This is a genomic window from Methylomonas montana, from assembly GCF_030490285.1.
In the GTDB taxonomy this organism is placed as follows: Bacteria; Pseudomonadota; Gammaproteobacteria; order Methylococcales; family Methylomonadaceae; genus Methylomonas; species Methylomonas montana.
This window is the reverse complement of record NZ_CP129884.1, coordinates 4,296,413-4,309,853: the sequence shown is the minus strand read 5'-3', so window position 1 is coordinate 4,309,853 and position 13,441 is coordinate 4,296,413. Positions and strand designations below refer to the sequence as shown.

Below are 13,441 nucleotides of genomic sequence, written 5' to 3'. Positions count from 1 at the left end.
GAGGTTGAGGAGTAAAACAAGTTTTGGATTTGGCCTGAGCCTGGGGTTATGCTCCGGATGTGTGTGGATCATGCCGTGCAGAAAACAGATGACATTCATGGAACACCTACACCCGCTTTTGCGTATTGGCCAACAACACGTTGACGGCGTAAGCCACGACAAAAACGCCTACCGGGACGGCTTGCGGTGGAATCGGGAACGGCAAGGTCAAACTGACCAACAACAGATACAGCGCGCCCAGAATCAGGTAGAGGCTGTAGCGATGCGCCATGGGGCTGGGATAATCGAAATTGGTCTGGCTGATCTTGCGCCGTACCAGTCCGTCGACGACAAACGGCAGCAAGGCGGCTGCCAAGTACGGCAACCAGATGCAGGCCGTGGTCAGGCGCTTGATCATTTGAAAAATCGTGTCCCACAGCACGTTAAGCCGGCTTTCGATGAAGGGAAACAAATCGTTGCGACCCACATCCTCGAAGCCTTTGGACATCTGCCGTTCGCGCTCGGTCGGGATGAAGTAGCGGAACACACTGTCTCGGATGCCGGTGGTGACGAACAAGCGATCAAACCAGCGCTGCGCGGTGTGGCTGATCTGAGATTCTTTATCGGCGCCAAAATAGCCAATCATCATCCGGTCTTCGGCGCGCTGCAGTTCGCGCGTCCAGCGGTCGGACACAAAACTGGCCACCAGGATCACCTCCAGTAGCCAAAGCATCAGACTGAACAAGAGATTGCGCGTCATGAGCTCGCACCATGGCGGTCCCGTTGTTGATCCAGGTCCGACCGCAGAATCGGCAACCGACCTTTTACTATCCGGCCGCCGGATAACTTGGCGATGTAATGCAAGTCCGGCAGTTGTCCGAGTAGCTGCGGTGCAAACAAATCACCTTCTTCTTCCATCAGGCGTTCACCGACATTGCCGGAAAACACCGTAGGATTGGTCGCACTGGTGGCGACGCCTTGGGTGCGCATGATGTACTTCAACCGCGTCTTCGGTAGATTGTCGGTAATGTACTGCTGGGTCTCGCTGTCCATGATCCTAAGGGCAATCAGGTTGTTGACGTTGCCCAGTACCTGCCGCGCTTTGTCCTGGGAACCGGTGCGGGCGGCAAAATCGGCAAAGGTCTGGGTGGCGATGAACAAGCGAATTTTGGCGCCGCGGCCTTTGTTCAAGACCTGGATGAAGGGATCGTTGATGACTTCCGCCGCCTCGTCGACGAACACATTCACGGGTCGCTCCGAGACACCATAGTTGTAACGGTCGCCGGCAACCGCCGCCAAGTCAGCCAACAGAATCGAGCCAATGGCACTGCCCACCATGCCGTCCGATAACGAGTCCAGGCCGATGTAGGCGACCTGGGCTTTTTCGATGATGTGGCCGGTATTGGTGATGGGCCGCAAGTCATCTACGTCGTGCGGATTCGGTGACAGCAAAGGCCCCAAGGAGCCGGAGGTCAGCATGTTCATGATCGGAATCAAGGACGCCACCATCTTGCTGAAGTGCGCCCGGTCGTGTTCGAACAAGGACAACAGGCCTTCCAAATCCAGATTGGGCAATTGATACTGCACCACCTCCCGGTAAAATCGCACCAGGCCTAATGCTTTGGAATCGATGTCCTTGGCATTCTTCAGGTAAGGCCGCGCCTCTTGCCGCCAATGACCGAGGTTGTTGTCGAAATAGCGTTCTAAGGCTTGAATCACCAGCGTGGAGGGTCCGCCTTCCAAATAACGACGCAGCTTGACCAAAGTTGGTCGCTCCTCGATGACCATCAAGCCTTGAATTACGTTATCCAGTGATTTTTGGCCAAAGGCTTTGAACGGATCGTTACTGCTTTCGCTGGGAGAAATAGCGCTGATACGACTGGCGATTTCCGAAGGCCGGTTGAAATTGTGCAAGGGATCGAGTCGGACGCTGTCTTCTGGAAACGCCGGGTGGAAATACACGAAGCGATCCGGACGCTTGGCCAAGGCGCAGGCACGTTTGGCGCAGGTCATCAAATCCTTGTCGCCCTTGGGATCAATGATAATCACCGCTTCGCCGCGCAACACGGCTTGCGTTACCAACACGTCAAAGGCGCGGGTTTTGCCGGCACCGGTGGTACCGACCAGCAGCGTATGGCCGGCGGTATGCTGCAAGGGCTGACGAATATCACTTTCGGACACTTCCAGTCCATGTATCCAGGCCGAGCCCATGCGTTGATGATCGCTGGGAATCAAGGTCGAGACATCGCGTTTTAAAATCTCATAGGCCAACTGGGCATGCTTTTGCACCCAATCGAATCCCCAACCAAACCACAAGGCCTCGGGATGCTGTTTCACCATCGAAACCAGCTTTTCGGCATCCAGGTACTGGAACCGAAACTGGCGCAACCGGCGTTTGCGATACCAGAGATTCAAGGCCGGTGACAATCGCCAACACGCCATCACTCCGCACGCCGTCATCAACCAGTCGAAGGGTTCGCGCGGCAAGCCCGACCAACGACTGGTGAAATGCGCCAATCCGGCACCACCCAACCAACCCGAGATGGCATACACCTCGAAGATGGGGCGCCAGGGGAACTGGTAGTCGTAATCGGATTTCATGGTTTGATCCGTACTTTGATGCCTTGCCCCCGCCCCATCACTTGGCAGTCAGGATGCTGACTGATTTCGCGTAGGAACTCGTAGCGTTTCAAGTCGGGATGAGCGTCCAGGTAGACCCCGAGTTCGTCATCAGAAACAGTGATCCAGTCGTCTTGCTGATCTCGAGTGTTGCTCAGTGTCCTGATCCACGCGCTCACCACCGGAAAATCTTGCCTAGGTTGAACGCTCTGAATGTCGTCGTTAGCGCTCGGTTTGGCCGAAATCGAGACCATTGTCGATGTTAAAGAGGGTTCTGCCGGTTGTTTCTGGCTCCTTGGTTTGGTTTTGCTGTTTCGCTGCTTGGTGGGCTTTTGAACGGTCGATGGATTGAGTGGATCGATACGATTGTCTGGTTTGACTTCGGCATTTTCAGCAGTCAATGCATTTGTTGTGGCATTCGATGATTGAATCGATAAATCGCCTATCATGCGCAATAGCATTTGCGCAGGTTCCGCGGCCAGTTGTACGACGCGTTGCTGCCCTAAGGTTTGCACTTTACGCATCGGAGACAACACATCGGTCACTAACCAGTTTTGATCGACCAATCCTTGAATGAACACATCGCTTTCGATCTGAAGCTTTTGCGGAACGTCTGGAAACAGGCAGAACCATTTGCCTTGTCTTTCGAAGATGTCTCCGGCCCATGGCCACTGACCCTGAGCGATCCGGGTCGCGATTTCGATAAGCCAAGCGCCGGCCAGGCCATGATTGCTGAGCCATAAGGTTTCTGGAACTTGGATGGATTGCGTTTGGATTTGCTCAGTCACGATTTCCGCTTGAGAGTCGGCTGAAGACTGGGCATCGCCATCCACACTCGGCGTGCATGCGTCCTCGACAAGGGTGGTGGTTTTGTCGGTTTCACTGGCATCCGATTCAACCTGCATTGCAGGGGATAACGGGACCTGCTCTTGGACATTGCCATCGGGAAAGACAGCCAAGTTTGGCATTTCGCGGTCGGTTGCTGGTGTCTGTGAAACCTGCTTGGGTTTGATCGGTTTGCGAGGTTTTACCGCTACTGACTTTTCGGGCAATGCCTGGTCGTTGGTTTCGGGTTGAGTTGGCGTATTACGATCCTCATCCTCGACTTCAAATCCTTCGATCGCGGCCGGCGGCTCATTGCTGAATATCGACTCCAACGATGCCAAACGCAGCATGTAAAACACGGCGTCCAAGTTATCGGGTCGCATACGCCAATAGCGGTACTGGCGCCCCTCTGCATCGCGTTTGGGAATAGCCAAACCGCGTTCGATCAAAATATCCGCCAAGGTATCTTCATCGCGCGGAATACCGGGCACTTTGTCTTTGGCCAGCAAACCGACTATGTCTTGCGCACCGGTACGCCAGACAATATGCACCCCGGATTGGAATCGCCATACTCTGGCGCCTTTGTCGTTGACCAGCCACTGGCCGGATTTAATCAAGCGCCGCATCGCATCGAACAGATACCGCTCGACCGGCATGCCCAACGCCGCATCGACCGAATGCGCGTGGGTTTTCAAATCGCGTTCCACGCTTTTGCAGTCAGCGGTAACCACTAACTCATAGAGCTTGCTGCCGCGATCCAGACCATGCAATGTTTCCAGTAGCGCTTGCATGATTTCTGGCCCCGGTTCCAGCAGGTAAGCACGCGACTCACGTGTCAGCACCCGCTCGATAACCAGTGCAGAAAACTGTTGGTGGCGCTTATGACGGTTCTCTCGCCAGCGCAAAAAATAGCGATCGATATGGTGTTGTGCCGCCCAGTCGGTCAAATTTTCGTCGCAGGGATTCCAGGTGTGCTGACCCTGACTGTCGGTGACAGCGATGTCGGACACAGGTTTACCGATATCGTGCAATAAACCGGCAAAACACACGGCCAATCGCCAGCGCGGCTCCAAGGTTTTGCGAGCCTTGGGTGTGGCGTCGGTTGCAAACAGAGAACCCTGCGCAGCTAGCGTTGCCCAATGCGCGACTTCGAGGCCGTGCCGAAACAAACCGCCGGCGCCGCGATGGTGATGTGATTCGGAGGCCGGTAACAAGTGACTGAATGCGGCATAGCGCGTAATGACTGGCAGTGCAATCGCCTGATACAACGCATCCGGCAATGCCAATGCCTGCTCGATCGATTGAATCAGCTCGCTTTGGGTGGCCAGAATACGCTCTACCGATGCCGCGGGCAGCCCCTTCATGAACGGCGGATAGCGTGGAATCTCCTCGCCAGACGATGCCGGCGGTGCACTGGCCAAAGCCGGTTTGTCGCCCCAAAGACGCTGACTGATACGTTGAATGAAAGATGACGGGGCGTTTTCCATGACGCCGCATCGTGACATAAAATTTTCCGACCCTTCCTGCAATAAAGGTCAAATTCGACCTTTATTGCAGGAAGGTCAGAAAAAATTGTTATTAATGTACTGCGCTTTCTAATTCGTCTGGAGGCCGCATGAACATTGACAGCATTTTCCCCTATCGTCGCTCTTTTATCCCCGTATTTGCTGCCCTGGTGCTGTGCACGGCTTGCGCAACACCAGCCGCGCGGGATGAGCGTGTCGACGAAATCGTGATCGGATCGATGATGCTCGATTCCAAAGGCCCCTGGCGCTTGGACAGTGCTTGGCAGGCCGGCGGAATGGGCGGTTCGGCGTTACGGACGGCGTCGATAGAGCATGTCGTCAGTCAAGTGGATTTGCCCAGGCCGCACACGGATACCGATTCCGCAGTGACTGCAAAAGGCAAAGAAACGAGTCCGAACCAGAGTGCTCCCAGCGTGCCGTTCGGCGACGACCAGTCTCGATTAGAACGCGCTTGGCGCAAGTATTGTCATCATCAACTCGATTTGACCGAAGCGGAACACGACCTGATCGAGAGAAACCCGCCTCCAGTAACTTCGACATTCCGGCACTGCGATCCACGCAGCTTGAAAAAGTGAGGATGGTATGACCCAAAATACCGGAACATCACTGATCAATCTAACCGAACGCTTCCAGTCATTGACTGAGCGAAAAAAAGCCCAACCCCGACGCGTTGAGCCGTTAGCTACGCTTCCCAGCTGGCCAGCCGCTATGCGCGGTACGCCGAATGCCTGTTTGCGCAGTGCCTTGTTTGCTGGCGTGCAGGGTAATGAACGGATCGCGTACAAAAAGCGTACCTTACTGGCAGCGGTCGATGGGATCGAAGTCCGTTATCTGGGCGTTCAGCTCAATCAGTCGGATCTGGACGTCTGGATGCAGATCGTGCACCTGTCCAGAACGCAATTGCCGGGATTTAGCGTGACCTTCAGTGCGCACGCGCTGCTGACGGCGCTGGGTCGATCAACCGGCAAAAGTCAGCACGAATGGTTGAAAGAATCCATGGCGCGTTTGGGCGGCGCCTTCGTTGAAATCACCTACCATGGTCGGCAGACTTTTGGTGAAAAAGGCTTCCTGCGCTACCACCGCGACGAAGTCACTCAGCGCTATGTGGTGGAACTGACCGAGTCGATGTTACGACTGTTCGAAGACGGTTATACCTATATCGAATTTGAGCAGCGGCAGCAATTGCGTAAACAACCGCTAGCGTTATGGCTGCATGGTTTCCTGTCTTCGCATGCCGCACCGTATCCGTTGAAACTGCAAACGCTTTACCAACTTAGCGGCAGTAGCACCCAAAACCCCCGCGACTTCAAACTGCGGATGCGTAAAGCCTTACAGGCCTTGGTCACGATCGGTGCTATTGAGCGCTTTGAAATCGATGAGGATGTCGTCAAGGTCAAAAAACAACCGACGCCGACGCAAAAAAGGCATCTTGAGCTCAGGCAACATTGAACAAAATGGCACGGCATTCGACTGACGCTATTTTAGCCCGGTCGATGCCACCCCGACACGGCATTCGGCTGACGGGCACACGGCATTCGACTGACAGAGGCACGGCATTCGACTAACAAGGTAACGGCATTCGACTGACACCCCACGGCATTCGACTAACGCAAAGCACGGCATTCGGCTGACAAAACACACGGCATTCGACTAACGCTCAGTCAATTTTTTGGAATCGCTGCAAGACACGATTGACGTGGCCTGCAGCGATTTTCAACGACTCGAAAAAACGGGTGCTAATCTATTTATAATCTTTTTTTAATCTAAATATAGGACCACTGCCCTGTGGATAACTTTGGGCCTTGGCCTTCCAATCAGCAGCGTCATCGACACTCAGCGCAAACCTGTTTCCATGGCTTTTTGAAACTGCAAATAGGCATCGCGCAGTTTGCCTAGCATGGCCATTTGCTTACGGATATCGGCGAATTCGTTTTCCAAGGTTTCTACCAGTTGCTGTTCCCAGTCGGGTTCACCCTTCAGTATCCGCTGCAAGGGATAGCGATAGCCAGGACCTTTTTTCAGGTATTGGCAGATCGGTTTATTCTGACCATTTTGGCGCAGGGTGGCTATTCGGTACCACTCGATGCTAAATGACAGCCGACTTTCACGACGCCGAATTCTAAGTCCAATACGGCCGCGCTCTTTGGTAGTCACGTGTTGATGTCGCTGATTCAATTGTCGCCAGTAATCATCCACCAACATGCGGGCATGGGCATGCAATTGCTCGGCTTTGTTCTCCAGCCACGACAAGACGGCAGCATCAGTCGGTAATAAGGGTTCTTTCTCGATATCGTTACTTTTCATGAATTTTCCTAATACTTAACTTCAGGGATTTAGAGTGATCGTCCCTGAGGGATTTTTGGGGGGATTTTCTGGTATGACACAGAGCTAGAGCTAAAAACCTGTACAGACACACCGCCCCTGCGTCCCTGAATGATCAGGGATTCAGGCAGTGAAAAATTGCCAGGTTGGCATCGATGTTCCCTGATAACGGGGTTATCGGCCTATCCCTGTTCAGACAAGGCGCCTAGCGAATGGCTGAAAAAGTTTGCCGAATGTCCCTGATAGATCAGGGACATGCCGAACGGAAATCCTGCACAGGTTTATGAACTGAGTCTGATCAAAACCTGTAGCGGATTCTAGGCGTGGGAAAAGCCTGCGGCCTGACAACAAAGGCCAAAATCGCCCTTTATTGCAGCCAAGGTAAAAAAATTTGTTTTATCCTGCATCTTAGGTCGAATTTGACCTTTATTGCAGACGAGTAGCCTGTTGACCGGTGTGACAATAGGGCTATGAACCCATATCCCGCCGTATTGCTGATGGTACTGACGATGTTGCTGCAAGCATTGCCCGCCTGGGCCGATGAGGCTGTCGACATGCCGACTGTGCCATATTTCGAAGACAAACAGCGCGGCTGGTTTTGGTACGAGGTGTTGCCGGAGCCGGTTAAAAAAACCCAACCCGAAATTCAAGCTGATCAGCACAAACCGAAGCCTGACAGCAAACCGCCCAGCGTCGATCATCAGGCTGAAACTGAACTCAAAACTCAAGCCCAGCCAGCTGCAGAACCCCAACCCCTGTCCTCTGCTTGGTTGAAGCAAAACCTGGAGCATTATCTGAACCAGGCCATCGATAATCCCACTCAGGAGAATGTCGCTGCGTTTTATTACCTGCAGCGGGTCATGATGGATAAAGCCGAGCGTTTTACCAACGCCGCGCGCTACGTGGTGATGTCGGATCCGCTACTCGATGAAACGGTGCGCCGGCCAGTGGCGACCTATGCCGCCAACGAAGCTAATCATCAAGCCAGTGTGGTCGCCGAACAGGCTTTGAAAGCTATTGCCGCCCAAGCTGGCATTTTGTTTTTCTTTCGTTCCGATTGCCCTTATTGCCATGTCCAGGCGCCGATTCTGGCCATGCTGGAAAACGCCTACGGCTTCAAAATCTATCCGGTGTCGCTCGATGGCTTGCCGATGCCGAACGGCTTTTTTAGCCAGTTCAAACGTGATAACGGTCAGGCTGCAATGTTGGGCGTCGAACAGACGCCGGCACTGTTTCTGATGAAACCGCCCAAGCAAATTGTACCGTTGGCGCAAGGCGCATTGTCGCTGGAAGAAATCACTGGTCGGATTCTGCTGGCCGCCAAGGAAGCGGGTTGGATCGATGCCACCCAATACCAAACGACCCAGGGTATTCGTAACACGCCGATGCTATTGCCGGCCGCCGGTAGCATCAGCCCTGCGGTTACTCAAGATCCACTGTCATTGATCCAGGCACTGCAACGCAGTCCGCAAAGGGGGAGCACGCCATGACGTCGTTTACGTTTCGATTACGCTATCGTCAGATCTTAGTGTTGATGTTGTTGGTTGAGAGTGCCGTTCCAGCCTATGCCGATCTGCAACAGGAAATGGACAGCATGTTCGGCACTATGACCAATTTCACAACACCGACCGCTCATTTGGGGCAGCGCCGCGGCGTGATCACCGGCGGCAGCCTGGTGGCGCGCAATGGCATCACCAACACCAATCTGGTCTCGTTCGTACCGCCTTCATTCAGTGCCGGATGTGGCGGGATCGATTTGTTTGCCGGCAGTTTCAGCTTCATCAACTTCAACCAGTTCGTGCAATTGCTGCGCAACGTGGCCGCCAATGCCTCAGGCTATGCATTCCAACTCGCCGTTGGCGCTATGTGTCCCTGGTGTGCGTCGGTAATGACCGACTTGCAAAAGAAAATCCAGGAGATGAACCAGATGTTCAGCAACTCCTGTCGCTTGGCGCAAGGCTTGGTCAACGATACGGTCAAAGCCTTCGATTTGCAAAGTAAGACCAATCTGTCCAATGCTTCGTTTACCCAAGGCATTTCGGATGTGTTTTCCAGCTGGACCAATACCAGCACCTTGGGTGATCCGGTGCAACAAATCAAACAAAACGATCCCGCCGACATGACCAAGGTCATTCAAGGCAATCTGGTGTGGCGAGCGTTGGTTAATCAGAACGCCGGCGGCTGGTTTCGTTTTGGCGGCAACAGTTTGCTGGAAGCGGCGATGAGTATTTCCGGTACCGTGATCGTCGATGCCCCGCAGGCCGCCCCAGACGGCAAAGGTGAGAACAATGCCATCAGCGCACCGCCACCGATTTTGCGGATCAAGGATTTGATGTACGGCAACGATGCCGGCAATAGTTATCAAACCGTCAGGATATATACCTGTTCGGATGGCCACGATGCCGATCAATGTCTGAAACCCATCGTCCAGAACGTCAATCTCGTGGGCTTGAAGCAACGGGTGATGGAGATTCTGCTTGGGTCTGCCAATACCGGCAACGGCTTGATCTACAAATTCTCGACCAACAGCGGTCAAATCACCGACAGCGAAAAAGCCTTCATGCAAACCGTGCCGGATGCCATCGGCGGCATGATCCATAACCTGGCGCGGGAAGACGCCGGTATTGCCAAATTGTGGGCCGAGGAAGCGGCGCCGGTGATTGCCTTGGAAATGGCACAGTTGATCGTCAACGATTTGCTCAACGCAGTACAGACTGCGGCGCACATGAACGACCATGCCTACGCCAAGTTGCTGATGGATGCCTTGAAGGATGCCCGTGAGCAAATCCAAGACGAATACGTCACCATCGCCGGCCGTTATGGCAATCCTCAAACCCTGATGGCGTTTTACCAGCAGTTGATGACCACCGTGAAGCCTAAACACTACGGCACCGTGGCGCAGTTGCCGGCTTCCGGTACGGCTTGGCCAACGCCTTAGTCCCCCATTTATTTGAAGGCCATCTCCTATGTTTGAAATCTTTTCCGTGGGCGATTCCGCCTATTTGCAAGCCGTCCTCAATGCCATCGCGATGATTTCAGGTACCGGCGATTACCGTACCGCGGCGGCCGTCGGCGGTTTGATCGGTGTCATCATCGTCATGCTGCGGGCCTTGTTGCAATGGGATGGTCGCGGCATTCGTTATCAGGATTTATTGTTGGCCTATGTTCTGTGGTTGATGCTGTATGCCCCATCGGTGCGGGTGTCGATCGAGGATGCCTATACCGGTAGCGTGGCGGTAGTCGACAATGTGCCGTTGGGGCCAGCCGTGGTGGGTAGCGTGATGTCGAACATAGGTTATCGCACTACACGGCTGTTCGAACAAGGCTTTGGTACGCCGTCGATGACCGGCAATGGCTTTGCCGACAGTTTGCAGACCCTAACGGCGGTGCGGAAAAATTTGTTGTCCAGAATCAATTTGGGCGCAGCCAATGTGCCGAACGCCGGTAGCGACATGGAAACCTCGTTTGCCAATTACGTGCGCGAATGTACCTTGACCGGTGTCGATCTGAATCAGAAATCGGTGGACGCCATTTTGCGCGATGCCGATCCGTTGAATGCCATCCGTTTCGATTCCGACATTTACATGACCCAAATCTATGTCGGCGGCCAACCCCAAACCAAAACCTGCACGGATGCCTGGGCTGATTTGAGCGTGGTGGCCACCGGTAATTTCGCGACGGCGCTGGAAGGTTTACTGCAGCCTACCCTGGGTGTGCCGGCGGCAGCCGACACGGTGCCGAAAATTCAGGACGCCTTCGATGCGCTGGCAGGACCTGGTGTGGTCGATGCCGCCGATTACATGTTGATGTCGGCCATCATGCCAATGTTCGAGAAAGGCGTGATCGGTCGGCATGAAGACGGCTTGCATTGGAACAAAGCGGCGATGGTTGAGCAAGCCATTCAGCAACGCAATACCCAATGGGCGGCCGAACAGACGCTGTTTGCCAAGATCGTCCGGCCGATGATGGCCTTCATCGAAGGCTTGAGTTATGCCATCGCCCCGATCATGGCCTTTGTGGTGATGCTGGGCAATGTCGGTATCCGGATGAACATCGGCTATTTCTCGATGCTGCTGTGGATCCAATTGTGGATGCCGATACTGGCGGTGATCAATCTGTTCATCCAGATGTCGGCCGCCGGCAAAATGGCGGCGCTGACCACAGCCACCTTCAACATGCCGTCTATGATGGGCATTTACCAGCTGGACATGGAGTTGCAGCAATGGCTGTCGATCGGCGGCATGCTGGCGGCCTCGACGCCGGCCATTACCTTGATGCTGATCTACCGCGGTGCAGTGACCGCCACGCATTTCCTGGGACGGATGGACGGCGGCGATTACGTGAATGAAAAAATTGCCACGCCCGATGTGATCAGTCCGGCGCCGGTCTTGAATGCGCAAGCGCAACACCAATACAGTCCGTTGTCGGCGGTCACGCAAACGGGAGTCGATAAGGTGCTGCCGACGTTCACGGCCGGCAAGGACATGAGTGCCGCACTATCGTCGGCTTATAGCGCTTCGGAACAGGCGACCAATAGTTTCATGCACAGCGTGTCGTCAACTGCTTCGAAGTCGGCCAACATCAGCAGCGATGCCTTTGACAGCCGGTCGCTGGGCAATCAAATTGCCAGCAGTTCCAGTTATACCGACGCCTATAATCGTCAGTTCGGTGAAGCCTTTGCCAAAAAACATGCCGATACCGGTATTTCCGCGGATCACTTTTCGGCACTAGTGGCCGGTAGTGCAAATGCCGGCGGCAAGACCTCAAACGATAAATTGAGTGCGGCGATTTCGGGGCGGCTCCAGAATGACTTTAAAGTGGGTCAGGACAAATCCGATGCCATTGCCGCCGACATCAATCAAACCGTCAACGACAGTCAGGGCTATCAAGCGGGGTTGGCGAAAAGCCTGGCAATGGATGCGCAAACCGGCACCCGAAACGTCGCCTCAATGGGACTGCAAAATCAATCGCTGTCCTCGTTGCAGCACAGCGCAACCGATGCGGTATCCGCCAGCGAATCCTATCAACAAACCCTATCGGCCCAACAACGCTTCGGGACACAAGCCAGTTTCGGTGCGGCAGAAACAGGTAACAAAATCGCCCATGACCCCGGCCTGATGGAACGCCTGGATCGGACGCTGGATCAATACGGCTTGCGGGGCGATACGCAACGGCTGGCATCGCAATGGAAAGCGGCGGGTTGGATCAGCGATGCCGATCAAGCCTATGCCGCTGCCGGCATGTCGTTATTGACCGGTTTTTCGTCACCCAGTTACCGCACCCTAGATGATCAACAATCGCACCAGGCACAAATATCGGGTTATCAACTGTTGGGCGATGTGTTTAATGCGCCGCAAGCCGATCAAAGCTGGAATGCCAGCCGGAATGAATCGCTGAAAGCCAGCGCTCCGCAAGCTGGCAGGGTTCAGGCATCAGTCGAACAGGGCAATCTCAAAGACCCGCGCGCTGAAACCAAATCGCTAAATCAGCGCGCACATGGACAGATACGTTCAGCGATAGGGAAAATTGCCGGTGGCGAAGCTCGTGTTGAAGCACAACACGATCGTAACCTAGCTGAACGTGAACAAAACTCAAGAGAAGGCTTTGGGCAATTGGCAAGTGTCAAAGCCGAGCACTTTAGGCAATCCATTGCGGCTGCGGCCAATGACACGCCTTCGGCGGCGGAGGCTTCCTATAATTTTCTAGGAGGCAGCTTATACAATACCGCTAAGACATTAGAAGCAGTAGGTATGGTAGGTAAAGAGCATATAAATCAATTCGTTGCTCATGCGCGTGCAGCACATGAAAATGGCGAAAACATATGGGATGCCGTTAAAACTGCAGCATCACAATCCTACCCTGGCTTTACCGAAGTGTCGCAAGTTTGGGCTGATCAAAGGGTAAATGAAGTGACAGATAAGTTGACCCCAAACCAACAGGCTTACTATAAAGCAGCTATGTTCGAAGCCTTTGCCGGAATTGCCGTTGGTGGTGACGATAACGGCAGTATGGGGGCTGCAAGACAACGCTTAATGGATGAAGAAGCCCCTTCCGATGGAGCTAATATAGCGAAATTACTAAGACAAGCCGCTGGTCAAAATAGACCTGATTTAATCGATCAAATCGGTAACCTTAATCGTGCACGTGGACGAATTAATTATTGAGTGTTG

9 protein-coding genes are annotated in these 13,441 nt (G+C 53.9%); 5 read left to right on the top strand and 4 right to left on the bottom strand.

Features of this window, described 5'->3' with window-relative positions; translation table 11 throughout:
- Window positions 1-106: 106 nt before the first annotated feature.
- Genes QZJ86_RS19885 through mobH form a run of 3 tightly spaced genes read right to left on the bottom strand, consistent with a single transcriptional unit; the run spans window position 107 to window position 4,928 of the window.
- The gene (locus QZJ86_RS19885) at window positions 107-739 is read right to left on the bottom strand and encodes a DUF4400 domain-containing protein (RefSeq protein WP_301672261.1); all 633 of its coding nucleotides are present in this window, start codon (window positions 737-739) and stop codon (window positions 107-109) included.
- Window positions 736-2,580, bottom strand: a complete 1,845-nt coding sequence (gene traD / locus QZJ86_RS19880) for a conjugative transfer system coupling protein TraD (protein ID WP_301672260.1) — start codon at window positions 2,578-2,580, stop codon at window positions 736-738. The genes QZJ86_RS19885 and traD overlap by 4 nt, the downstream gene beginning before the upstream one ends.
- Window positions 2,577-4,928: a MobH family relaxase gene (mobH, locus tag QZJ86_RS19875; protein ID WP_301672259.1), complete on the bottom strand. Its 2,352-nt coding sequence runs from the start codon at window positions 4,926-4,928 to the stop codon at window positions 2,577-2,579. The genes traD and mobH overlap by 4 nt, the downstream gene beginning before the upstream one ends.
- Window positions 4,929-5,038: 110 nt before the next feature.
- Here mobH and QZJ86_RS19870 point away from each other — a divergent pair, with 110 nt between their 5' ends.
- Both QZJ86_RS19870 and trfA read left to right on the top strand, forming a co-directional pair.
- On the top strand, window positions 5,039-5,524 hold the full coding sequence (locus QZJ86_RS19870; RefSeq protein WP_301672258.1) for a hypothetical protein: 486 nt from the start codon (window positions 5,039-5,041) through the stop codon (window positions 5,522-5,524).
- A gap of 7 nt (window positions 5,525-5,531) precedes the next feature.
- Entirely contained in the window at window positions 5,532-6,398 is an 867-nt protein-coding gene (trfA, locus tag QZJ86_RS19865) for a plasmid replication initiator TrfA (protein ID WP_301672257.1), read from the top strand.
- 384 nt (window positions 6,399-6,782) lie between these two features.
- Here the strand turns inward: trfA and mobI are convergent, their stop codons facing one another.
- On the bottom strand, window positions 6,783-7,253 hold the full coding sequence (gene mobI, locus QZJ86_RS19860; RefSeq protein WP_301672256.1) for a conjugative transfer protein MobI(A/C): 471 nt from the start codon (window positions 7,251-7,253) through the stop codon (window positions 6,783-6,785).
- Between the two features lie 488 nt (window positions 7,254-7,741).
- Between mobI and traF the strand changes: the two genes are divergently transcribed.
- From traF to QZJ86_RS19845, 3 genes are read left to right on the top strand one after another with little or no spacing between them, the layout of a single operon-like run.
- Window positions 7,742-8,761, top strand: a complete 1,020-nt coding sequence (gene traF, locus QZJ86_RS19855) for a conjugal transfer protein TraF (RefSeq protein ID WP_301672255.1) — start codon at window positions 7,742-7,744, stop codon at window positions 8,759-8,761.
- The gene (locus tag QZJ86_RS19850) at window positions 8,758-10,209 is read left to right on the top strand and encodes a conjugal transfer protein TraH (RefSeq protein ID WP_301672254.1); all 1,452 of its coding nucleotides are present in this window, start codon (window positions 8,758-8,760) and stop codon (window positions 10,207-10,209) included. The genes traF and QZJ86_RS19850 overlap by 4 nt, the downstream gene beginning before the upstream one ends.
- Window positions 10,210-10,237: 28 nt before the next feature.
- Window positions 10,238-13,435 carry a conjugal transfer protein TraG N-terminal domain-containing protein gene (locus QZJ86_RS19845; RefSeq protein WP_301672253.1) on the top strand — a complete coding sequence of 1,066 codons (3,198 nt, stop codon included), beginning with the start codon at window positions 10,238-10,240 and terminating at the stop codon, window positions 13,433-13,435.
- The last annotated feature ends 6 nt before the right edge of the window (window positions 13,436-13,441 follow it).